This window comes from Clostridia bacterium (assembly GCA_017620395.1).
In the GTDB taxonomy this organism is placed as follows: Bacteria; Bacillota; Clostridia; order Oscillospirales; family RGIG8002; genus RGIG8002.
Map to the genome: position 1 here is coordinate 77,539 of JAFZQJ010000018.1, position 24,992 is coordinate 102,530.

Consider the following 24,992-nt stretch of genomic DNA (forward strand, 5'->3'; position numbering starts at 1 on the left):
GGCAATAAGGCGCGGGGGCCGGCGGACGTCTGCACGGACGGGCAACGCCCTTCCCTACGGTTTGCGCTTGCGGCGACGCGAAGCGTCTTTTCACGCTGTCTCGCTGAGAAGGACAGCTCGTCTTTAAGATCCTTCGACTGCGCGATGCTTCGCATCGCTCCGCTCAGGATGACAGACGCGCTGCATAGGGATAATTCAAATCGCCGCAGGCGATTTGTTCCTTCACTATTCACTCTTCACTCTTCACTATTATCTGCGAACGCCCCGCGTTCGCCCGCCTCCCCTGCCCCGGAAAAAACAAAAACGCGGAGCCGTCAAAGACGACTCCGCGTTCAGAGGTATTAACCTATGCGTTCGGCGTTCGCCTCACGCTTTTGAGAAGTTATCCTCAGAGGATGACGTTCTCAACGACCAGCAGACCGGTCGGATCGACGGTGCCGCCGAAGTTCGTGGGCTTGTTGCCGACGAAGAACCAGGTGCTGTAATCCTGGCCCGCGCGGTTCGCGCCGACGAAGGAGGTGACGGTCAGGCCGCCGGTGTAGAGGTCGGTGATCTCTTCACCGTTGTAGGTGAAGGTGATGCGCTTGAAGAGCACCAGCTTCTTGAGACCGGAGGTGTCCTTGCTGGAAGCACGAAGCAGGGACTGATAGGCGGGCTCAGCGTAGCCGATGGGCTCAACGTGCATCTCGACGCCGGCCATGAACTGGCCGCTGACGGTCATGCCGTTGACGTCGGTAAAGGTCGTGTCGCCATACGCGGGAGCGTTGACGGTCACGGCGATATCGGCCTCGATGCCTTCATACAGATCCGCAAACGCGGCGTCCGGAGTGAAGGTGATCGCGAACAGGCTGCCGCTCTGGGAGATCAGAGGTCTGGTCTCGGGAGCCGCCCAGGCCCAGGTGCCGGTGACGGTTCCGGTGTCGCCTCCGCTGAGGACGGAGTCGGCCAGAGTCTGAGGATAAGTGATCTCGCCGGCAGTCGGCAGAGTGTAATTCTTGATGACGCCCTTGCCGATGGTTCCGGTCGCGTCGCTCTTGACGGTGTCGGAAGCGACGTCGGAAACGAGCTCAGCGTAAACCGTGGTGCCGATTTCGTCGGCAGCGAGGACGTAGGTCTCGCCGGTGCCGATCTTCTCGCCGTCGGCGTTGTGCCACTCGATCGTGTAGTTCGTGCCGATGAGTTCCGGTACGTCGGCGACGGTGGCGGTCAGGGTCTCGTCATACTTCTCGGTGCCGCTGACGGTGACGGTAGCTTCGCCGAAGCTGGTCTTGGCGGTCGTCACGTTAACGACGGTGGCTTCGGAAGCGATGAAGTCGTCGGTCGCCTTGATGCGGACGGAGAGCTGATACTCAACGTTGGCGCCGAGGTTCTCGAAGACGTTGCTGTCCTGCCATTCGCCGGTGCCGAGCTTGTATTCGGCGCCTTCAACGGCGGTGACGGTGATGCTGCTGTCGGTAACCTCATAGGTCACGGTCGGGGCAGCGGGCTGGTCGATGATTCTCTGCAGCGCCTTGGTGGCGGCAGCGACGTCGTCGGCGGTAGCGGTCTCGTCGTAGTAGGCGGCGATGCCGGCGGCTACTTCGTCGGGATACTTGGTCGCGTCGACCTTGCTGATGGCTTCCTTCAGAGCCGGACGGCCGTCGGACTCGAGCTCGTCAACTATCGCCTGGATAGCAGCGGTGGCGTCGAGGACGTCGTCATGGTCTTCGGAGGTCTTGGTCGCTTCGGCAGCCGTGATGTCGGCGGCGAAGCGATTGTCGATGTCGTCGGCCTTGAGGGTCGCGATGACGGCTTCGAGGGCGGCGATCTCTTCCGCGGACGGAGGAACGATCGTGGTGTAGCCCTTGACGTCGGCGAGCTTCAACTCGGTGCCTTCTTCGGCGCCGTAAGCTTCGACGATGAAGACGATGACGTCTTCGAGCTCATCCTGCGCAAACGCGTTGCACCAGAAGGCCTTCTCGAAGTAGCTGAACGGGATGTTGATGTAGCCGTCTTCAGCAACGAATTCGGGCTTGATCTTCATCGCGTACATCTCGCGGACGAACTTGGAGCAGTTGGACAGACCGATGAGGATTCTCTCGATGGGCTTGTTGGCCTCGATCTTGAGACGGATACCTTCGGCCTTGGAGAGACCGGCAACGGTCAGCGCCGGATAAGCGCCGTTCTTGTCGGGCTGCAGGGTCTCGCTGCGGTCCATGTTCTTCCAGCCCATGGCCTTGCCGGTGAAGTCGGCGGTCGCGGTCATAACGAACGCGCCGTCAGCATCTATCGCAAAGGTGGTGTTTCTGGAGAAGTCGCCGGCGTTCCAGGCGTTGTTGATGTTGAGGCCTTCGCCGATGGAGTCGCAGAGCTTGTCGCTGTTCGCGGTGACGACAGCGTTGACAGCCTCGGTGGTCCAGCCGGTGAAGAAGTCTTCGGTTACGGTCTTGACGTTTCTGAGAACCAGCTCGCCGATGGCGGTGCGGGTGGCGTCGAGGTCGCCGCTGTTGACGGCGGTCTGCAGAGCGGCCCAGCTCTCATCGGTGTAGTTGCTTTCCCAGAGGTCGGCGATCAGATCCTGAGTGGTCAGGGCTCTGTAGCCGCGGACGTCGGAGAGCTTCAGCTCGGTGCCTTCTTCGGCGCCGTAAGCTTCGACGATGAAGACGATGACGTCTTCAAGCTCATCCTGCGCAAACGCGCTGCACCAGAAGGCCTTCTCGAAGTAGCTGAACGGGATGTTGATGTAGCCGTCTTCTTCAACGAATTCGGGCTTGATCTTCATCGCGTACATCTCGCGAACGAACTTGGAGCAGTTGGACAGACCGATAAGGATTCTCTCGATGGGCTTGTTGGCCTCAATCTTCATGCGGATACCTTCCGCCTCGGAAAGTCCCTTGACGGTCAGCGCCGGATAAGCGCCGTTCTTGTCTGGCTGCAGGGTCTCGCTGCGGTCCATGTTCTTCCAGCCCATGGCCTTGCCGGTGAAGTCGGCGGTCGCAGTCATGGAGAACCAGCCGTCGCCCGCGTCGAACGTGGTGTTTCTGGAGAAGTCGCCGGCGTTCCAGGCGTTGTTGATGTTGAGGCCTTCGCCGATGGAGTCGCAGAGCTTGTCGCTGTTCGCGGTGACGACAGCGTTGACAGCCTCATTGGTCCAACCCTTGAAGAAGCTGTCGGTCGTCGCGATGGTCTCGTAAGGAGCGAGCAGCGCAAGAGCGGCGTCGCGTTCTTCAACGGTCTTCGCGGCAGCGATGGCGTCTTCATAAGCGGCCCAGCTGTCGGCGGTGTAGTTGTACTGCCACAGGTTGGTCAGAGATTCTTCGTCAATGTCGAAGTCTCTGCCGACGTAACCGTACATATCGGAAATTCTGATAGTGGTAAACTTGGAAACGTTGTAAGCTTCAATAATGAAGACTATGACGTCCTCGAGCTCGTTCTGGGCGAACGCATCGCACCACCAGGCCTTCTCGAAAACGCTGAACGGAATGTTGATGTAACCGTCTTCCGCAGCGTATTCGGGCTTGATCTGGGTCGCGTACATCTCGCGGACGAACTTGGAGCAGTTGGACAGACCGATGAGCAGTCTTTCCGCAGTGCCGTCCTCGACTTCGATCTTGAAGCGGACGCCGTCGGCCTTGGAGAGTCCGGTAACGTTCATCGCCGGATAAGCGCCGTTGTCAGCGGTCTGCAGGGTCTTGCTGCGGTCCATATTCTTCCAGCCCATGGACTTGCCGGTGAAGTCGGCGGTAGCCATCATGGAGAAGTTGTTGTTCGCTTCGAAGGAAGTGTTGTTGGAGAAGTCGCCGTTGTTCCATACGTTCGGAGCGTTGAGGCCGTCGCCGATGGAGTCGCAGAGCTTGCCGCTGTTGGCGTTGACGGTATTGTTGACGTCTCTCGTGGTCCAGCCTTCGAAGAAGTTGCCGGTAACGGGCTTGACAAAGAGGGGCTCAAGCGCGGCCTTGGCAGCGATGAGGGCGTCCTTGTCGCCGGCTTCGGCAGCCGCCTGAACGGCAGCCCAGCTGTCGGAGGTGTAGTTGTACTCCCACAGATCGCCGACGTAATCGGCGGGATCGAAGGGCTTGTAGCCGGTGAGGTCGGAGATGGTCAGCTTCGTGCCGTCGGTCACGCCGTAAGCTTCGACGATGAGGACCTTGACGTCAGCGATATTCTCCTCGGTGAACGCGGTGCCCCACCAGGCCTTCTCAAAGGCGCTGAACGGGAGGTTGATGTAACCTTCCTCGTCGAAGTAATCGGGAAGTATCTTGGTGACGTACATTTCCTTATTGCCGCCCGAGCCGCAGTTGGAAAGACCGACGAGCAGTCTCTCGAAGGAACCGCCTTCAACGTCCAGCTTGAAGCGGATGCCGGCGCCGTTCTCGATGCCGACGGTGTTAAGGATAGGATATGCGCCCGCGGAAGCGGTGTTCATCGTGGTACGGTCGAGGTTCTTCCAGCCCATGGACTTGCCGGTGAAGTCGGCGGTCGCGGTCATGGAGAAGTTGTTGTTCGCCTCGAACACGGTGTTGTTGGAGAAGTCGCCGCCGTTCCAGACGTTCGGAGCGTTGAGTCCGTCGCCGATGGAATCGCAGAGTCTGTCGGCATTAAGAGTGACAGGCGCGTTGACGTTCTCGGTGGTCCAGCCCTGCATCATGTTATCGGTGGTGAGATCGATGACGGCGGGCTTGAGGTTGGCCTTCGCTTCGGCTATTGCCGGCACGTCGCGGGCTTCAACCGCGGCTTCGAGAGCGGCCCAGGATTCTTCGGTGTAGTTGGGCGCCCAGAGTCCCTCGGTGGGATCGGCAAGAGCGTTTCTGAAGAGCTGCATGTCGGAGACGACGAGTCTCTTCCATTCGGTGTTACAACCGCCGCCGACGTAGCTCATCTGGAAGTTGCCGTAAAGCTGAGTGGTGTTGGCGTACTGGGAGAGGACCTGATCGGCCCAGCCGCTCTTCATGTCGTCGAAGTAGAAGTAGAGGTAACCGTCCTCATAGTTCGGGAACAGCTCGCCGCTGGCGCAGCTGTAGTCGCAGGAGAAGGTCGGATACCAGGTGTTGTTGAAGGCCTTCTGGCCGGAGCCGACCAGCTTGAAGCTGATGTTGACTCTCTTGTGTCCGTCCCAGCTGTAGGTAACGGGATCTCCGCCGCCGGTCGCGGTCGTGGAGATACCGATACGGATGCCGTCGTACTTCTGGAGTTCGCCGATAGCCTTGTAGGCGCCGAAAACGTCGCCGTTCTGCTGCTCGGCGGCAGTATCGGTGCTGGTCTGGGTGCCCCATATCTGAGTATAGTTGTTGGGCTTATAGTCCTTGGTCGGGAGCAGGCCGTGAGTCGAGTTGCCTCTCATAACGCCGGCCTTGTCATAGAACTGCATCGCAGTACCGACAGCGCCGGAATCGGCGAGCGCGGCGGCGTTGGTCAGATCGAGGTTGTCCTGAGTCCAGTCATTGAAGCCGGGCAGGTCGACAAACTCGAGGCCTTCGGATCTCTTGACGTTTCTGACGTAGCCCTGGAAGTCGGAGAAGTATACGGTCTCCGGGGCGCCGTACATCAGGAAGGAGATACCGTCGAGCTTGTTGAGCTCGTCGGAGAGCAGCTGCTCGGTATTGGTCGTGCTCGCTCTGTAAATACGGCCGAAGTCGATGAAGTTGTAGCCGTCTTCGTCGATAGAGGGCTTGCCTCTGTAATACCAGTAGTTGCCCCAGCCGCTGGCCTGAACGACGAATCTGTACTGGCCGTAGAAGCTGACGGGCTTGCCGTCGGCGTCGGTCAGCTTGAAGCGGATACCGTCCATATCGCCGAGCTTCTTGGAAGCATCAACGGGAGTCCAGGGGCTGTTCGCCAGCGTCGCGCCGTTGCTCTTGACGTAGGTAACGATCGACTGAGTGTAGCCGCTCGTGCTGGCAGGATTGTGGGTGAGCTTAATCTCGCCGGCGTTCTCGGTCAGCTCAAGCTTGCTGACAACGGCGTTATAAATCTTGCCGTCAACGTAACCGATGTTGCCGGAGAGGGTGTCGAGCTCGGCCTGGGTGGTCTGGGTGAAACCGACCAGATCGTAATACTCGTAAGGATGCAGCACGGTGTTCAGCGCTGCGGCAGCGGCGTCAACGTCGTCCTGCGTGGCGGTATCGCTGAAATACAGCTCTCTTTCCGCGGTGCAGTCGATGCCTTCGGCCTCGGCTTCAACGATCAGCTCGCCGAGCTTCTCGGTGTCGTTGCGGCCGACAAGGTACATATCCTCTACGACGAAAGCGAGCTTCGCTTCGCCGACGTTCATGTTGATCTGGACCTTGGTCTGATCGATCGTGTGGAAGAAAGCGTCCTTGAAGGTCGGGCAGTCATAGTACCAGCTCGCGCCGACGAACTGAGCGCCGGTGAAGTCAAAGTAGAAGTAGCCGTTCTGCTTGGTCGGATTCTTGAAGTCGATCGCGACGGCCTTGGTGGAGCTGCCGAGGGTAAGGAACATACCCTTCGCATCGTCTATGCTGGCGGTAGCGTCATAGCCGTCGACGTCGGCGAACTTAACGGCAATGGCGGACTTGTTGGAGAAATCCGCACCCTTAAAGATTTTGATGCCGTCGACCAGCGCGTTCTTCGCCCACTGATCGATACCCTTCGCGGTGTCGAACTGGAAGTAGTAGTTACCCCAGCTGGCAGTCGCGCCGGTGGTGCCGATGATGACGGTCTTTCCGTCACCGGTCTTGTCGAAAGACACGGTGCCGTTAGTACCCTTCGCCATCTGTTGCGCTTGCGCAAGCGTGTACTGGTTGATAAACGGAATATGGAATTCCTGAGTATCGTCTGCAGAGGCGTTGAAAACAATCACGCCGCTGAACAGAGCCAGTACCATCGCGAAAGCAAGCAGTGAACTAAGGATTTTTTTCATAAGTGCTTCCTCATTTCTTTAAAAATTTCGCGAGTGTGATTCACGATTTTAAGACTTAATCATTTGACGGATTCCCCGTCGGGTGTTGACGGTTCCACCGTCAGACGTGCTTCATCCCCTTCTCCTCCTTCTTGTAATAGGGCCGCGGGTTTTCCGGCCCAGAAGAAACGGCTTTCCGCCGCGTTTGTAAACCTGTTTGAAAATGCGTATGGGTATACTGACTCACATTTTCTGTCTACATACCGCTATATTAGCATAATTATTTCAATTTGGCAAGAGTAATTTGGATTTTTTTCAAGATTTTTTTCATTAAGATTTCACATTTCGCGAATTATGCCCGAAAACGGCGCGGAGGAGCGCCGTACGCGGTCCGGCCGACTCCACCCTCGCCTTCTTTCATAATATATAATGGCGGTATATAACAATCACGGGGCGGCTCTCTCGAGCCGCCCCGTGAAAAGAGGTTTAACTATTCGGTTTCTTTGAGAAACTCCTCGTATCGCTTACGCAACGACGTCCGCGATGAAGTCGCTGACGGCGATCACGCCGTTGGCGTCAACAACGCCCTGCGCGCTCATGACCTCGCCGTCGGCGAAGAACCAGACGGTGTAGGTCTCGCCCGCGCGGTCGGCGCTGAGCTGAGCGCTGAGGGTGAGCGTTCCGACGTAGCGGCTGTCGACCGAGACGTTCTTGAAGAGGATCAGGGTGTTGCCCTGGCTGTTTCTCGCGGCGCGGAGCAGCGCGAGGTAGGAGGGCTTACCGGCCTTGATCTCCTCGACGGCGATCGTCGGGGCGGCGCCGACCGCGAATTCGCCGGTCAGCGTGATGCCGGAGGCGTCGTCGGTGACGGAGATCTCTTCAACGTTGTTGGTAACGGTTACGGCCACGTCGACGGTTACGGTGTTGTAGCAATCGGTGTCGGCCGGAGTGAAGATGACCGGGAAGGTAGTGCCGGACTGGTCGAGTTCGGGAACGGTTTCCGGATCGACCCACGCCCATTCGCCTTCAACGTCGGCTTCGCCGCCGCTGAGCTGGGAAGCGCCGAGCTTCTCGCCGATCATAATGGCGGAAGCCGTGGGGGCGACGGCGACAACGGGGGTCGCCTTCTCAACAGCGGCGGTGGGCTCGCTGGTGAGAGCGCCTTCGTAGTTGGCGGCGGTGACGGAAACCGTCAGGGTCGCGCCGATGTCTTCCTTAACGATCACGTATTCGGAGCCGGAGCCGACTTCGGCGCCGTCCTTGATCCAGCTGTAGGTCAGTTCGCCGGGATTGCTGCCGATGCCGGTGACGGAAGCGGTCAGCGTCGCGCCGTAGACGGCGTCGCCTTCAATGGCGACTTCGCCTTCGACGGGGGCCTTCGCGGTCTTGACGGTCAGCGGCTTGGAGGGCTCGGAGGCGTTGTATCCGCCGATGGCGGCAACGCGGGCGTAGAACTTATACTCGGTGTTCGGGGTCAGGCCGGTGAACTCAACGTTGCCGGTCCACTCGCCGTTCTCGCCCATTCTGTACTCGATGTTGTCGGGGCCGAGAGTCAGCGTTACGCTGTTGTAGGTGATCTCGGCGGCGGTGGGCGCCGCGGGGGCGTCCGGAGTCGCAGCGTCGTTCAGCGCCTTGGCGGCGGCGGCAATGGCGTCGGCGTCGGCAGCCTTGTCGTAGTAGGTATCCATGGCGTCGTCGTAGGAGGCGAGGCCGAGGTCCTTATACTGCTCGAGAGCGGCCTTCAGCTCGCTGCGGTCGATCGCTTCGAAGAGAATGACCTGCCAGCCGTAGATGTCTCTGTTGACGTTGTTATAGAAAGAGCATACAAAGTACTTTGCCTTTGTCTTAATGTCATCGAGAGTCCATGGTACTTTCGGATACCATGGGGGATCACCGGCACCGTTTGTGTTGGTTTCGTCGATAATCCAGGTGAAGTAGCCGTCTTCGCCTTCGTAGACCTTGTTATCACCTGTGAGCATTCCGTTCCAAAGTCCGACGCCGTCCTTATAGGTAATGTTCATAAACTTTCCGGCAGCGGCATTCTCAACCTTAAAGCGATAAGCGTAAATGTCATTCAGCGTGTAGCCGCCGAGCATCGCCTTCAGGTCCTTGCCGTCGAAAGGCTCGACCGCTCCGAAGAAGCAGTCGTGCTCGCCGAAAGAGCTGCCGTCGTCAACATAGGTGAACTTGGCGGGAACGAAAGCCCAGCTTCCGTTGGAAAGAGTGTGTTTAATGCCTCTCTCTGTCTTGATGAAGGTGCATCCGCCGCCGTCATACGCCGGGAACTGGCTCATTTCTTCCTGAGTGAAGATGCTGAAGCCGGGGACGTCGACGATCGCGACGGAGGGATCCGCGTAGTCCTTCAGGACCGCGAAGATCGCGTTGTACATATCTTCATAGTCGGAGCTGTAGTTGTCGGCGAGGTTCAGTTCGCCGGCTTCCGCAAGCAGATCGGCGTATTTGCCGTCGATGTCGAACGCTTCGAGCTTGGCGACTATGCCGGCAAGCTTCTCGGCGTCGGCGGAGGTGGCGTTCTCAAGGCGCTTATAACCGCGGAAGTCGGAGACCGTGACGGTCGTGTCTTCCTCGAGGCCGTAAGCTTCGATGATGAAAACGATGACGTTGTCAAGCTCTTCCTGAGCGAACGCGTTGCACCAGAAAGCCTTCTGGAAATAGCTGAACGGGATGTTGATGTATCCGTCGGAAGCGACCAGCTCGGGTCTAATGCGCATCGCGTACATCTCTCTCGTCATGGAGGAGCAGTTGGACAGGCCGATGAGGATTCTGTCTATCGAGCCGGTGGACTCGAGCTTGAAGCGTACGCCGTCGGCGCCGGAAAGTCCCGCGACGTTCATGGGCGGGAACGCTCCGTTGCTCTCGGTCTGCAGGGTCTTGCTGCGGTCCATGTTCTTCCAGCCCATCGCCTTGCCGGTGAAGTCGGCAAGCGCGGTCATGGAGAAGTTGCCGTCCGCTTCAAAGATAGTGTTATTGGAGAAGTCGCCGGCGTTCCACGCGCCGTCAATGTTGAGGCCTTCACCGATGGAATCGCAGAGTCTGTCGGAGTTGGCGTCGACAACGTCGTTGACCTGGGTGGTGGTCCAGCCTTCGAAGAAGTCGGCCGTGGTCGCCTTGACGGGCAGGAGCTCGAGCGCGTCGTAAGCGGCGTCGAGGATCGCGATGGCGCCGTCAGCGTCGTCTTCATAGATCGCCCACGCCTCGTCGATGGCGGTAAGAACGTCCTTGTAGCTCTTGTCGGTGTAGTTGTACTGCCACGCGTTGACGCAGCGGGCAAAGGCGTCGTAGACGTCCTGATTCGCGGTCTCGGCGAGGACGAGCATTCTGACGACTCTGACGTGATAGCGCAGCTCGTCGAGCGTGGCGTTGGGATCGGCGTAAGCCAGATCGGCGTCGGAGACGTCCTCATAATGCTCGTAGGTGGAATCGAAGAATCCGAGGTCGTCGGCAAGCGTAAGGAGCTCGTCGAGGTCGTTCTTCGCCTTTTCAAAGCCGTACTTCTGCTCTTCGATCACGTCGTTGAGCTTCTTGGCGATGGCGTCGATCTCATCCTGAGTGTGATCCTCGGCGGCTCTGTAGGTCGCCTCGGCGGTCTCGATGAGAGAAGGAGTGACCTGGGCAGCTTTCGCGGCCTGGATCGCTCTGCCGAGATCGGCGCTGTCGACGGTGCCGTAAGCGTGGAAGTCGTCGATGTAGAACTTCAGGCGCTTGCCCGCCATGGAGGCGCTGTTCTCGAAATACATCTGGAACTGGTCGATCACGCCGTAGTAAGTATCGGCAAGCGTCGGGCAGTCATAGTACCAGCTCTCGCCGACGACGGTGTAGCCGTACCAGCCGGTCTTGCCAAAGCGGACAACATAGTAATCGCCTTCGCGGTCGCAAGCTCTGAAGTCAACGGCGACTCTCTTAGTGGAGCTGCCGAAGCAGAAGCCGATGTTGCCCGTAAAAGCAACGTCGCCCACGTTGACTACCTTGAACTTGAAGCCGAGCTTGTTGGACATATCGACGTCACCAAACGGAGAGAGCCCGTCGATAAGCTTGTTCTGTCTCCACTGGTTATACTGATCGGCAGTGGCGAAAGCACACTTGTATCCGCCGTAGGTGTCTCCTGTGGCGGGAACGGTGACGTTGAAGATCGTGTGACCTTCGTCGTCCTTCTCGAACTGCCAGTTGCTGCCGTACTCATAGGTGTCGTCGGCTCTCTTAGCCATACGGTCCATCTGAGCGGGCGTGTACTGATTGAAGCCGGGCAGCGCCATTTTTGCGTAGTCGGCAGCCGACGACGTGAAGATGACGAGTCCGCTTCCCATTGCGAGCAGCATAGTAACCGCAAGCAATACGCTGAGTAGCTTCTTCATAGTTATCCTCCTAAGTTTATAATGATCCTTCTGACAGTATCACTACTGACACTATACTGCGATTATATCACATTATTTTTACATTTACAACACTTATTTTTGATTTTTTGCGGATTAATTGTGCAGCTCGACTCCCCCGCCCCGCGCTCGCGGCGTAAATAATATTAAATAAATGAAAGAAGCAGCGCCCCGCGCGGGGCGCTGCTTCGGTTTATTAAGAGGCGGGAATCAGAACTTCAGTCCCTCGACGGTGATGGTGCCGTCGGCATTGACTGTGCCTTCCTTGCCTACCACGCCGTCCTTGGTGAAGAACCAGACGGTGTAGGTCTCGCCCGCGCGGTCGGCGCTGAGGTCGGCCTTGAAGGTGAGCGTTCCGATGTACGGAGCGATCGCGGTATCGAACTCGATCGCGTACATGAAGATGATGTTCTTCTCGGAGCCGCTGCGGTTCGCGGCGCGGAGCAGGTCGAAGTACGCGGTCTGTCTGGGCGTGATCTTCTCCATTTCGAAGGTCGTGACGCTCAGGTCGTGGAAGTCGCCGGAAAGCTCGACGTAACCGAAGTCGGTGTTGACGACGGTCTTCGGCTCGGTGACGGCGTTGATCTCAACGGCCACCTTGCAGGTGTAAACTTCGTAGAGGTCCGCGTCGTCGGGAGTGAAGGTCACGTCGAACTCGCTGCCGGACTGCTCGTACTCGGGGATGACGTCCGGAGTTACGAACGCCCAGGTGCCGGCAACGTCGGTGTCGCCGCCGGTGAGGACGGCGTTGGCGAGAGACATACCGAGGGGCAGGAGCTCCGCGGTGGGCTCGGCGTTAACGGTAACGAGGCCCTTCTCGACGGGTCCGAGGTCAGAGGCGCTGATAAATCCTTCGAGGTCTTCGGAGGTGACCTTCACATTGAAGCTGATGCCGATGTCGTCGGCGACGAAGGTGTAGGTCTCGCCGGTTCCGAGCAGATCGCCGCCGGCGGCGTACCATTCGATGACGTAGTCGTAATCACCGACAACGTCGGGCTCGAAGGTCGCGGTCGCCGTGGCGCCGTATCTGAAGTCGCCGTCAACGGAAAGCGCACCGTTGATCTCTTCCTTGGCGGTCTTGGCGACCGTGCCTTCGGAAGCTTCGGAAGCGGAGGATACGCCCTGCGCGAAGTATCTGGCGTAGAAGGTGTATTCGGTGTTCGGGGTCAGGCCGGTGAACTCGGCGCTCGCCTGCCATTCGCCGTCGCCGCACTTGTACTCAACGCCTTCAACGGCGGTGAGGACGATTTTGTCGGTGCCGATCTCGGCAACCTCGGGAGCCGCGGGGGCGTCCGGAGTCGAGAACTGATCGATGCAGCCCTGAATCTCCTGCATAAGCATAACCGCGGAGTTGTTCGAAAGCTCTCCGTAGTATCTGTCTTTGAAGTCCGCGATCTCGTCGGCGAAGTAACCGGTGACGTCGAGAACTTCGAGCTCTTCAATCTTCGCCTTGATGTTCTTTCTGATGGGAGCGCAGAAGCTGTCGACGATGCCCTGGAGCTCCTCGACAACGGGAGCGACTTCCTCGTGATCGTCAGAGTCGGCTACCGACTCGGCGAGCGCGTAAGCGTCGGCGAAGTGCGTTCCGTCGAGATCGAATTCCTTAAGGGTGTCGACGGCAGTCTTCAGCGCCGCAAAGTCTTCTTCGGTCGCGGGGATAAGCAGCTTGTAGCCGCGGACGTCGGAGACAGCGATCTTGGTGCCGTTCTCGGCGCCGTAAGCTTCGATGATGAAGACGATGACGTCTTCGAGTTCGCTCTGCGCGAACGCGTCGCACCAGAAGGCCTTCTCGAAGTAGCTGAACGGGATATTGATGTAACCGTCTTCAGCAACGTACTCGGGCTTGATCTGCATCGCGTACATCTCGCGGACGAACTTCGAGCAGTTGGACAGACCGATGAGGATCCTCTCGACGGGCTTGTTCGCCTCAAGCTTGAAGCGGATGCCTTCGGCCTTGGAGAGTCCTTCAACGGTCAGAGGCGGATAAGCGCCGTTCTTGGCGGGCTGCAGGGTCTGGCTGCGGTCCATGTTCTTCCAGCCCATGGCCTTGCCGGTGAAGTCGGCGGTCGCGGTCATGGTGAACGCGCCGTTCTCCATCGCGAAGGTGGTGTTTCTGGAGAAGTCGCCGGCGTTCCAGGCGTTGTTGATGTTCAAGCCTTCGCCGATGGAATCGCAGAGCTTGTCGCTGTTCGCGTTGACGACCGCGTTGACGTCGTCGGTAGTCCAGCCCTTGAAGAAGTCCTCAGTTACGGTCTTGACGGGATACGCCTTGAGCAGAGCCAGAGCGGCGTCGCGCTCGTCAGCGGTCTTGGCAACGCTGATGGCGTCGCTGTAAGCAGCCCAGCTGTCGGCGGTGTAGTTATACTGCCATGCCGGAAGTGCGCTGTCGTCGAAGTCGCGGGTGAAGTAACCGCGTACGTCGGAAATAGCGATCTTGGTGCCGTTCGCGGCGCCGTAAGCTTCGACGATGAAGACGATGACGTCTTCAAGCTCGCTCTGGGCAAACGCGCTGCACCAGAAAGCCTTCTCGAAGTAGCTGAACGGGATATTGATGTAGCCGTCCGCGTCAACGTATTCGGGCTTGATCTGCATCGCGTACATCTCGCGGACGAACTTCGAGCAGTTGGACAGACCGATGAGGATTCTCTCGACGGGCTTGTTCGCCTCAAGCTTGAAGCGGATGCCTTCCGCCTTGGAGAGTCCTTCAACAGTCAGCGCCGGATAAGCGCCGTTGTTGGCGGGCTGCAGGGTCTGGCTGCGGTCCATGTTCTTCCAGCCCATGGCCTTGCCGGTGAAGTCGGCGGTCGCGGTCATTGTGAACGCGCCGTTCTCCATCGCGAAGGTGGTGTTGTTGGAGAAGTCGCCGGCGTTCCACGCGCCGTCAACGTTCAGGCCTTCGCCGATGGAGTCGCAGAGCTTGTCGCTGTTCGCGGTGACGACCGCGTTGACGTCGTCGGTAGTCCAGCCCTTGAAGAAGTCCTCGGTGACGGCAACCGTCTTGCGGGGAACGAGGAGCGCGAGCGCGGCGTTAACGTCGGCGGCGTTCTGCGCGGCGTCGGCAGCGGTCCGGAAGGCGGCCCAGCTGTCGGCGGTGTAGTTGTACTCCCACACGTCGTTGAGGCGGTCAAACGTGGTATCGCGCTTCTTGTAACCGCGGAAGTCGGAGAAGGTTATCGTCGTATCTTCGTCGACGCCGTAAGCTTCGACGATGAAGACGATGACGTTTTCAAGCTCGTCCTGGGAGAAAGCGTTGCACCAGAAGGCGGGCTCGAAATAGCTGAACGGGATGGTGATATAACCGTTCTCATCGGCAAACTCCGGTCTGATGCGGAGAGCGTACTGCTCTCTGGTCGTATCGGCGCAGTTGGAAAGACCGATGAGGATCCTGCTGACGTATCCGTCGGCAGCGACCTTGAAACGGATGCCTTCGGAAGCGGAAAGGCCGGCGACGTTCATGGTCGGATACGCGGCGTTTGCCTTAACGGCAAGCGTTCCGCTGCGGTCCATGTTCTTCCAGCCCATGGACTTGCCGGCGAAGTCGGCGTCGGCGGTCATGGAGAAGTTGCCGTCGGCCTCGAAGGTGGTGTTTCTGGAGAAGTCGCCGGCGTTCCATACGCCGTCGGCGTTAAGGCCGTCGCCGATGGAATCGCACAGCTTGGCGCTGTTCGCGTCGACGACGTCGTTGACCTGAGTGGTGGTCCAGCCTTCGAAGAAGTCGGCGGTGGTCGCTTCGGTATCTACCGGAACGAGCTCGTCATAGGCGGCGTCGAGAATCGCTATGGCTTCGGCTTCGTTGCCGCCGGCCTTCGAGAGCCCGGCGCAGAGATCCCACGCTTCGCTGACAGCCTCGAGCAGGTTCTTGTAGCTCGCAGAGGTGTAGTTGTATTCCCAGGCGTTGATGCAGCGGATAAAGGCGTCGTGAAGATCGCCGTTGAAGAGTTCGTCCGCGATCAGCCTTCTGACGACCTTGGTGTGGAAGCGCAGGGTCTCGCTCGTCAGAGCGGGGCTCGCAAGAGCGATATCCGCTTCGGTAACGTCGCCGTAACGCTCATAGCTCGAATCGAAGAAGCCGAGGTCGTCCGCCATCGTAAGCAGAGCGTCGAGGTCTCTCTTTTCCTTCTCAAAGCCGGTCGTCATCGCTTCGATCGCTTCGTCGATCGCGGCGATCGCGGCGGCTATGTCCGCCTGAGCGGGAGCGTCGCTGAGATAGAGGGCTTCGGCGTTGGTGATCAATTCGTCCTCAACTCCCGCCTGCTTGCCCTCTCTGATCGCTCTGTGGAGGTCGACCGTATCGGCGGCGCCGATAAGGTAAACGTCCTCGAACCAGAAGGTTACGGGAAGATTGGTCTTATTGAAGATTATCGCCATGTTGAGGGTGCTGATGCGGCCGTCGAAAGCGTCGTGGAGATTGCCGGCGGCGCTGGGGAGCGCTATGGCGCTTTCGTCGTAGTTGTTGCGGGTGATCTTCGAGAAGTCATAGATAAGATATCCGTTCGACTTCGTCGGGCCCTGAAGCGAGAGACAGACTCTCTCGGTGCCGCTGTTGAGCATCAGGTTGATGTTGGAAAAAGCGCTCTTGAAGTTGGCGTCGCCGTCGAGCTTTAACGCCAGCTTGGTCTTGTTCGACAGCTCGGCGTCGCCGAAAATGTTGATGCCGTCGATAAGCCCGTCCTTGACGAAGGGCGTGGCGCTCGTGCCGGTGGAAAGGTAACCGGTGCAGACTTTCCACTGCGCGCTCAGCTCCGCGGGCGTCGTGAACGAAATAACCGTTCTGCCCTCATCGTCTTTGGAGATGGAGTAGTTGGACGCGTTCGACGAATTGTCGCCCGATCCGACCCACGTGTTTTTCGTGCCCATTTTCTGCGCCTGCGCAAGCGTGTACTGGTTGATGAAGGGGATGTGCATCTCCACTTCCTCGGCGGACGCGGTGAATATCACCATGCCGCTGAACACAGCCAGCATCATCGCAAAAGCAAGCAATGAACTGAGTATTTTCTTCATGATTCTCCTCCTCAAAATTATGATTTTCCGAATATTGTATCTGACAATACTCCTATTGCAGATTTTAGCACATAATCGGACAAAAATCAATAAATATTTGATGAATTTTTGAAAAATAATTGACGGTTTTTCCCACTTCTCACCTCTCCGCGCAAAAAAACACGGGGCAGCTCTGCGCTGCCCCGTGAAGGAGAGATTGATCGTTCTCCCCGGCGGCGCCGGGGAGAACGGATTTCATGATTTACGCGATGTCGACGATGAAATTCTCGACGGTGATGACGCCGTTAGCGTCGACTGTCGCGACCGCGTTCTGAACCTCGCCGTCGGCGAAGTACCAGACGGTGTATTCCTGACCGGCCTTGCTCGCGGAGAGCTGAGCGCTGAGGGTCAGCTTGCCGGCGAAGCACTGCTTGTCGAAGGAAACGTTCTTGAAGAGGATGAGGTTGTTGGCGCTCTCGCTGTTTCTCGCGGCGCGGAGCAGGTCGATATAAGCCGTCTGGACCGGGGTGATATCCGCAACGGTCATCTCCGGGTTGGCTCCGATGAGGAACTCGCCGGTGACGGAAAGTCCGCTCGCGTCGTCGGTGATCGTGGTCTCTTCGGTGTTGCTGGAGACGTTCACGATAACGTCGGCGTAGAGCTCGAGGTAGCAGTCGGGATCCGCGGGAGTGAAGACCGCCGCGAACACGCTGCCGGACTGGGACAGATCGGGAATGACGTCGGGTTCGACCCACGCCCACGTGCCTTCGGTGCTGACTTCGGCGCCGGTAAGAGCGGCAGTGCCGAGCTTCTCGCCGACGATCACGGTCGCGGGAGCGGGAGCGGTGATGAGCTCAGGAGTCGCCTTGATGACTTCGGCGGTGTTCTCGCTGACGATGCTGCCGTCGAAGTTGGCGGCGGTGACGGCGACGCTCAGGTTGTAACCGATGTCGTCCTTGCCGATGACGTAAGTCTCGCCGGTGCCGATTTCAACGGCCTCGAGCGCGTTGGATCTCGACCAGGTGTAGGTCAGTTCGCCCGCGCCTTCGGGAATACCGTCGGTGACAGCGGTAAGAGTCTCGCCGTAAACGGCTTCGCCTTCGATGCCGACTTCGCCCTTGATGGGCGCCTTCAGCGTTCTGACGACCAGCGCCTCGGAGGGATCGGACGCCGGGAGCGCTCCGATCTCCATGACTCTCGCGTAGAAGCTGTATTCGGTATCGGGAGTCAGATTCTCGAAGGTGTTGGAGGAGGTCCATTCACCGTCGCCGCATCTGAACTCGATGTTCTTCGCGCCCGGTATCAGCGTGACGCTGTTATAGGTGACCTTGCTGAGCTCGGGGGCCGCGGGGGCCTTCGGCTTGGCGGAGTTGACGAGCGCTTCGGCGGCGGCGTTCAGCTCGGCCTCGGTGGCGTTCTCGTCGTAGTAGACGTCAAGCGCGTCGCCGTAGCCTTCGACGTCCATGCCGGCGAATCTCTCAAGCGCTTCCTTGAGCACGCTGCGGTCTATGGATTCATACAGGATGACCTGCCAGTTATACATTTCCTTGCCGCGCTGATCGAAGATCTCGAAAACGGCAAAGACGGTCTGTTCCTTGACCTTCTCCAGATCGAAGTCGTTGTAGTACCAGTCGCCGGGGTCGATCGGAGTTTCGTCAATGTAATAGGTGAACCAGTTGTCGGCGTCGGGCTTAACGTCGTGCTTCTTGGTAAGCATCGAGTGCCAGAGACCCGCGCCGTTGCTGTAATGGATGGCGTTGCCCTTGTTCGGGTTGGCGTTTTCGACCTGATAGCGGTAAGCGATGATCTCGCTCAGCTTGTAGCCGCCGAGCATATCGATGAAGGTCTTGCCGTTGATCGGAAGGGTCTTTCCGTAGAAGGGGTCCTTCTTGTGCGTGCCTCCGTTATGCTCCAGGTCAAAGCCGGTGCCCGGGACGTAAATGCCGTTAACGAAGGCGTAGTCGCCGCTCGTCTTGGGCAGGTTGTAGATGACGCCTCTCTCGGTCTTGGTCAGCGAGCTCTCGCCGTCGAGGCTGTCCATCTTGTCGAGTTCTTCCTGAGTGTAAATGCTGAAGCCGGGGACGTCGACGATCGCGGCTTCGGGAACGCCGTAAGCCTTGAGGAGCGCGAAGATCGCGTCGTAAGCTTCGGCGCACTGGCCTTCGTAGCTGTCGGCGCCGAGCGCTTTGGCGTCGCCGATAAGCTGAGCGTATCTGCCGTCAACGTCGAACGCCTCGAGTTTTTCGGCGGCGTCGTGGACCTTCTCGACCAGATCGGCGGAGGCCTTGCTGAGCTTCTTGTAGCCGTAGAGGTCGGAAACGGTAATGGTCGTGTCTTCCTCGACGCCGAAGCACTCGATGATGAAGACTATGACGTCGTCAAGGTTGCTCTTATTGAACTTCTCGGAGCACCACCAGGCCTTCTCGAAGTAGCTGAACGGCACGTTGATGTAGCCGTCGGCCGCGACGAATTCGGGCCTGAGGAGCAGCGCGTAGTCTTCTCTGGTAGTGGTGGAGCAGTTGGAAAGACCGATGAGGATCCTGTCGACCGGGCCGGTGGACTCGAGCTTGAAGCGGATGCCGTCGGCGCCGGAAAGTCCCGCAACGTTCATGGGCGGGAACGCGCCGTTGCTCTCGGTCTGCAGGGTCTTGCTGCGGTCCATGTTCTTCCAGCCCATCGCTTTGCCGGTGAAGTCGGCGAGCGCGGTCATGGAGAAGTTGTTGTTCGCTTCGAAAGCGGTGTTGTTGGAGAAGTCGCCCGCGTTCCAGACGTCTTTCGCGTTGAGGCCGTCGCCGATGGAATCGCAAAGCTTGCCGCTGTTCGCGTCAACGACGTCGTTGACGTCGGTATCGGTCCAGCCTTCGAAGAAGTTCGCGGTGAGCGCTTCGGTCTCTATCGGAACGAGCGCGTCGTAAGCGGCGTCGAGAAGCGCGATGGCGCCGGCGGCGTCGTCGTCATAGATCGCCCAGGCGTCGTCGATCGCCTCGAGCAGCTTCGCGTAGCTCGCCGCGGTGTAGTTGTATTCCCAGGCGTTTACGCACTGCGCGAAGGCGTTGTAAAGGTCGTCGTCGGCGGTCTCTTCGAGGATGAGCATTCTGACGATCTTCGTCTGAATGAAGAGCTTGTCGTAGGTGCTCTCCGGATCCGCGTACATTATATCCGCGAGGCTTATGTCTTCGTAATTCGCGTAGTTCGAATCAAAGAATCCGAGAGCGTCGGCCTCGTTGAGCAGACCGTCGAGGTCGGCCTTGACCTTGTTGATGTCGTGGGTGTCGACCTCAGGCTCTTCAAGGCCGTCCGTCGAGAACGCGCAGATGTCGGAGAAGTAGGCCTTGTCGCCGGCCTGCAGCACCTTGTAGAACAGCGCGGAGATGACGGAGATTTCGTTTATCGCGTCGCCGGCAAGGTTGGCGTAATCCTTGAAATAAAGGTGATAGTAACCGTCATGATAGACGAGAGGAGTGTCGTAGTAGTTGCCCTCATAAGACCAGTAGCTGTCCCAGTCGGCCTGGCCGCGCATAAGGCGGACCTGGAACTGACTCAGCTCGAGGGGCTTGCCGTCCGCGTCGTTGAACGCGATGGCGATGCCGTCGAAGTCGGAGAGCTTGTAGCCCTTGGAGGTATCCATAAAGCGGAAGGGGTTCTTCGCGAGGAAGCCGCTGCTCGTCTTGCTGGCGAGGCAGAAACGGTTGAAGTTATCTTTAACCGTCATCTCAACGGACTGCGTCGCTTTACCCTTAAGGCCCTTATCGGAAATCGCATACGTGGAGCCGTACTTGGTCAGGCTCGCAAGATCGTCGGCAGTCCAGTCCTGAACGCCGGTGAGCTGAACGTAAGCGTAATCGGTATAGAGGTTGCTGATGTACTCGTCGATGCAGGTGTTGATTATGAGAAGCTGTCCGTCGACCTGCGTCTGAGTGGCGCTCGAGTCGTTGGCAACGGCCTCGGCCGCGGAGATCTCAGAAGCGTAGGTCACGGAATCGTAGCCCTTGAGCTTCGCGATCGCGGAAAGGAGAGAGCCCTTCTGGACTTCGCCGGCGGTTCTGTAAAGCTCAACGCCGGAGTAGTAGCAGGTGTTCTCGTCGGCCGAACCGTAGTTCAGCATCGAGATGCCCTTGGCAAGGTTATCGAAGTAATCGTAGATATCCGTTCCCCCGCCGTTGCTGCTCTGGAACTCGGAGAAGGGGAAGTAGAGCCAGCCGTCGCCGTCGGAGACGGGGGCGCCGTCCCAATAGCGCATATTGCTGGAATAGTTCCAGGCGTAAGTGAGTCTGAGAATGGCTCTGGTGAACTGAGCGGGTTCGCCCTTGCTGTTGAGCACGGCGATACGGATGCCTTCGTAATCCGAAGCGCTGACGCTCTCGCCGTCGGCGGTCGCCCATACGCTGCCGTCGGTGCAGGGACCGCCGGTCTGGAATTTCCAGTTGACTATGCAGTTGTTGTAAGCGGTGCCGCCGCCGTGGACGGCCTTTATCGCCTGAGTCGTGCCGCCGACGCAGTAGGCGGCGTTCGTCTCAACGTAAAGGGCGCTGCCGCAGCCGTTCGCATAGCCGTTGTTGCCGCTGCTCGTATCGAGCTGCGCCTGCGTCCAGTTGCTGAAGCCGACAAGCTTTACGGTTTCGTAAGCTTCGGCCGAGCCGCTGAACAGAACGGCGCCGCTCAGCAGGCTGAGAAGCATGCAGACGGCAATCATGGTTGACATGAGTTTCTTCATAATTTTCCTCCTATTAAAAATTTCCTTCGCAAAACGGGATATTGATGAAAACTCACAATATTCCTAATGCACATTTTAGCACAATAAAAAATAAAAATCAACAAAAACTTGCTGATTTTTATGAAAAAAATTGTGCCCGACGACAAAACGGAAAAAGCGTCCGAACTCACGGAGAGTCCGGGCGCTTTCGCGCGGTTTTAATCCGCTTTCGGAGCGCGGAAAAACTGATAGTAGTTGCACTTTATCATGCCGTTGTAGAGCTTGCGCACCTTGTCGGCTTTGCGCCCGTAGAAACTCTCGAAATCCTCGTGAGACGAAAGCACGTAAATCTGCCACGTGCCGAGCTTCGCGAAGGCGCGTCCCATCGCGGCGTAAAGTTCCTCGCAGGCGCGGCGGTCGGAAAGCCGCTCGCCGTATGGCGGGTTGCAGACGACCGTTCCGCGTCTGCCTTCGGCCGAGATATCGAGCGCGTCCGCGACGAACGCTTTGACGTGCGAGCCGACTCCGGCGCGGCGGATGTTGCCCTTCGTTATCGAAACGAACTTCGGGTCGATATCGGAAGCCCACGCCTCGAAGCCGCCGGCGGCGGTCTTCGCGGTCTCCGCCTCCTCCCTCGCCCGCTCGAAAAGCCGCCTGTCGACGGAGGCGAACTCCTCGGCGGCGAAGCTTCTCCGCAGTCCCGGCGCGGTGTTGGTCATTATCAGCGCCGCTTCTATCGGGATCGTGCCGGAGCCGCAGAAGGGGTCGTGAAACAGCACTCCCTCGCGCGGGCGTGAGAGTTTGACGAGCGCGGCGGCGAGCGTTTCGCGCAGGGGCGCGTCGTTCGAGGCGAGGCGGTAGCCGCGCTTGTGCAGCGGCGTGCCGCTCGCGTCTATCATCAGCGTTACCTTATCGTGAAAGATGAAAAACTCGACGCGGTATTTCGCGCCGGTCTCTCCGAACCAGCTTATTCCGTATTTGCCCTTGAGCCGCTCGACGATCGCCTTTTTGATTATCGCCTGGCAGTCCGGCACGCTGAAGAGCGCGCTTTTCAGTGAATGCCCCGTGACGGGGAAGCAGGCGTCGCGGTCGAGCCATTCCTCCCACGGCAGCGCCCTGACGCCTTCAAACAGCGCGTCGAAGGTGTCGGCTTCGAACGCGCCGATCTTCGCGTAAAGCCGCTCAGCCGTGCGCAGCCAGAGGTTGCAGCGCGCGATTGCGGCGGCGTCGCCCTCGAAGGTTATTCTGCCGTCGGAGGTGTCCGTTCTTTTGTATCCGAGCGCGTCTATCTCGTCGGCGAGCATCCGCTCGACGCCGAAAAGGCAGGTAGCGACGTATTCCATATCAACCCTCCAGCACCCTTTCCGCGACGGCTATGCCGTCGACCGCCGAGGACATAATGCCTCCTGCGTAGCCCGCGCCTTCGCCGCAGGGGTAAAGCCCCGCGACGTTCAGCGACTGCATATTCTCTCCGCGCAGGACGCGCACGGGTGAGGACGACCGCGTCTCCGCGCCGGTCAGCACGGCGTCCGGGCAGTCGAAGCCCTTTATCTTAGCGGCGAAGCGTTTGACTCCCTCCGCTATCGAAGCGTAAACGAAGCGCGGCAGAAACTCCTCCGGCGGACAGTGCGAAACGCCGGGGCGGTAGGTCGGAGCGACGCTGCCGAAGCCGCCGAACGCGGCGCCGGAAAGCAGCTCGTCCATACGGAACGCGGGAGCGCGGTAGCCGCCGCCCCCCGCCGCGAACGCACACCGCTCCAGCTCGCGCTGGAAGCGCACTCCCGCGAGCGGTCCTTCGCCGCAGTCGCGTTCGTCGACGCCGACGAGCAGGGCGCTGTTCGCGTTCGCTCCGTCGCGTGCGTAGGCGCTCATGCCGTTGGTCACGACGCCTCCCTCCTCGCTCGCCGCGGCGACTACGAAGCCGCCGGGGCACATGCAGAAGGTGTAGACTCCCCTGCCGTCCGGCAGGTGCGCCGCGAGCTTGTAGTCGGCGGCGCCGAGGTACGGGTTATCCCACTGAGCGCCGTACATAGCCTTGTTGATTTCGCTCTGCAGATGCTCCGCGCGGACGCCGACGGAGAACGGCTTCGCCTTCATGGCGACGCCCCTGGCGAAAAGCATCTCGAAAACGTCCCTCGCGGAATGCCCGACGGCGAGTATCACGCGGTCGGTTTCAAAGTATTCTTCGCGGCCGGAGACGAGGCACTTCGCGCCTTTCACCGCGCCGCCGGAAATATCGAGGCCGGTCAGCTTAGCGGAGAAGATCACCTCGCCTCCCATATCGATTATGCGGCGGCGGACGGAGGCGACCATCGCGGGCAGGCGGTCGGTGCCGACGTGCGGCTTCGCCTCGTAGACGATCTCGGCGGGAGCGCCGTTTTCGACGAATATTTCAAGCACCTTGCCGATGCGTTCGTTTTTTATGCCCGTGGTCAGCTTGCCGTCCGAAAACGCGCCCGCTCCGCCTTCGCCGAACTGCACGTTGCACTCGGCATCGAGCTCTCCGGAGGAGAAGAAGGTCTCCGCCTTCTTCGCCCGTTCCTCCACGGGCAGACCGCGCTCAATAAGTATCGGGCGCGCTCCCGCGTGAGCGAGCGTATACGCCGCCATAAGTCCGGCGGGGCCGGCTCCGACGACGAGCGGACGGCGCGAAAGGCGGCTTTCCGTCGGCAGTTCGTAGCGCGGACGCTCGTAAAGCTCCGCGTTTTTCAGCTTTTTCGCAAGCGTGACCGCCGCGGAATAAACCACGCGTATATCCTCTTTTTTGCGCGCGTCGACTGAACGGCGCACGGTCTCGACTCCGGCGATCTCGCTTTCGCTCACGCCGAGCCGCGACGCCGCCGCCGCTCTCAGTTCCTTATCTCCGCTGCCCGGAAGCAGCTTGATTTCTCTCAATATATAAGTGTTCATAACCGTTTCAGCGCGGACGCGGCGCTTTCGCCGGCGCGGATGCCGCTGCACCACGCCCAGTGGAGATTGTAGCCGCCGCAGATCCCGTCGACGTCGAGAAGCTCGCCCGCGATATAAACGCCCGGCGCGCGCACAGACTGCAGGTCGCGCCCGACTTCGGACGCGGGAACTCCGCCCGCGGTCACCTGCGCGTTCGCGAACGGCATAACGCCTTCGACTGTGAAGCGCAGCGACTTCGCGGATTCCGCGAGCGCGGCGAAGCCGCTTCCGTGAGCGTTCGCGGCCGCGTACTCCGCGAGGCGGCGGTTAAAGACGCCGCAGAGCAGTTCCGCGGCGGGCAATCCCCTGCCGCCGTCGAGCTCCGCGAGCACCTGAGCCGCAAGCTCCGGCGTATAGTCCGGCAGAAGATCGACCTTCGCTTCGTCGCCCTTTTGCGCGAAGCGCGAGACGTCAAAGACGCATATCCCCGAAAGGCCCGCGTCGCCGAACTGCACCTCGCCGGCGGCGGAGGATATCTCCACGCCTCCGCGCAGCAGCGTGACCCGCGCCTTCGCGCGGATACCCTTGAAGCGCGCCGTGCCGCCGCATTTCAGACCCGTCAGCGCGGGGCGCGTTTCAGTTGATTTTATCCCGAGCGTGCCGAGCAGCGCGAAGCCGCTGCCGTCACTTCCGCTCGACGGAGCCGCCTTGCCTCCGGCGGCGAATATCACTTTTTTCGCCTTTATCGTTTTATCGTCAGCCGAACGAACGGAAAAATCCCCGTCGCGTCCGGCCACGCTTTTGACCTTGAAACCGCAGACGGTCTCAACGCCGAAGCGGTCGAGTTCGCGGCGCAGCGCGTCGAGCACGGTGTTCGCGCTGTTGGAGTAGGGGTATACCCTGCCTTCGCCGTCGCTGTGGAGCAGAAGCCCCAAGCTCTTGAAAAATGTGAAGGCGCCCGTCGCGCCGAACTCGCCGAGCACGTCGGCGATAAACTCCGCGTCGCCGCGGTACGCCTCCGCGGACGGCGAAACGTGTGTGAGATTGCATCTGCCGTTGCCGGTGGTGAGCAGCTTCTTCCCCACTCTCGCGTTGCCCTCGGCTATGACGACGGACGCGCCGCTTCTCGCGGCTGCGATCGCCGCCGCCGTTCCGGACGCGCCTCCGCCGATAATGCAGATATCCTTCATACGCTCACCTC

The 24,992-nt window shown here is 59.4% G+C and carries 7 protein-coding genes; all 7 read right to left on the bottom strand.

The genetic code is table 11. From position 1 onward, the window contains the following. Positions 1–388: 388 nt before the first annotated feature. Positions 389–6,859, bottom strand: coding sequence for a hypothetical protein (locus J5441_03400; GenBank protein MBO4934201.1), 6,471 nt, complete (start codon positions 6,857–6,859; stop codon positions 389–391). A gap of 503 nt (positions 6,860–7,362) precedes the next feature. Further along, a complete protein-coding gene (locus tag J5441_03405; protein MBO4934202.1) occupies positions 7,363–11,211 on the bottom strand; it encodes a hypothetical protein in 3,849 nt (1,282 codons plus the stop codon). Between the two features lie 228 nt (positions 11,212–11,439). Beyond that, positions 11,440–16,230, bottom strand: coding sequence for a fibronectin type III domain-containing protein (locus J5441_03410; protein ID MBO4934203.1), 4,791 nt, complete (start codon positions 16,228–16,230; stop codon positions 11,440–11,442). Positions 16,231–16,471: 241 nt separating this feature from the next. Next, positions 16,472–20,923: a fibronectin type III domain-containing protein gene (locus J5441_03415; GenBank protein MBO4934204.1), complete on the bottom strand. Its 4,452-nt coding sequence runs from the start codon at positions 20,921–20,923 to the stop codon at positions 16,472–16,474. A 197-nt stretch (positions 20,924–21,120) separates the two neighbouring features. After that, positions 21,121–22,245, bottom strand: coding sequence for a class I SAM-dependent RNA methyltransferase (locus J5441_03420; GenBank protein ID MBO4934205.1), 1,125 nt, complete (start codon positions 22,243–22,245; stop codon positions 21,121–21,123). Between the two features lies 1 nt (position 22,246). Next, positions 22,247–23,812 (bottom strand): FAD-binding protein, encoded by a 1,566-nt coding sequence (locus J5441_03425; protein MBO4934206.1) that lies wholly within the window; start codon positions 23,810–23,812, stop codon positions 22,247–22,249. Next, on the bottom strand, positions 23,809–24,981 hold the full coding sequence (locus J5441_03430) for an aminoacetone oxidase family FAD-binding enzyme (protein MBO4934207.1): 1,173 nt from the start codon (positions 24,979–24,981) through the stop codon (positions 23,809–23,811). The genes J5441_03425 and J5441_03430 overlap by 4 nt, the downstream gene beginning before the upstream one ends. Positions 24,982–24,992: the final 11 nt, after the last annotated feature.

What these genes read in the sequence shown, in the direction of transcription:
- J5441_03410 (MBO4934203.1), bottom strand. Translation starts at nt 16,230, where the DNA reads ATGAAGAAAATACTCAGTTCATTGCTTGCTTTTGCGATGATGCTGGCT.
- J5441_03415 (MBO4934204.1), bottom strand. Translation starts at nt 20,923, where the DNA reads ATGAAGAAACTCATGTCAACCATGATTGCCGTCTGCATGCTTCTCAGC.
- J5441_03400 (MBO4934201.1), bottom strand. Translation starts at nt 6,859, where the DNA reads ATGAAAAAAATCCTTAGTTCACTGCTTGCTTTCGCGATGGTACTGGCT.
- J5441_03425 (MBO4934206.1), bottom strand. Translation starts at nt 23,812, where the DNA reads ATGAACACTTATATATTGAGAGAAATCAAGCTGCTTCCGGGCAGCGGA.
- J5441_03430 (MBO4934207.1), bottom strand. Translation starts at nt 24,981, where the DNA reads ATGAAGGATATCTGCATTATCGGCGGAGGCGCGTCCGGAACGGCGGCG.
- J5441_03420 (MBO4934205.1), bottom strand. Translation starts at nt 22,245, where the DNA reads ATGGAATACGTCGCTACCTGCCTTTTCGGCGTCGAGCGGATGCTCGCC.
- J5441_03405 (MBO4934202.1), bottom strand. Translation starts at nt 11,211, where the DNA reads ATGAAGAAGCTACTCAGCGTATTGCTTGCGGTTACTATGCTGCTCGCA.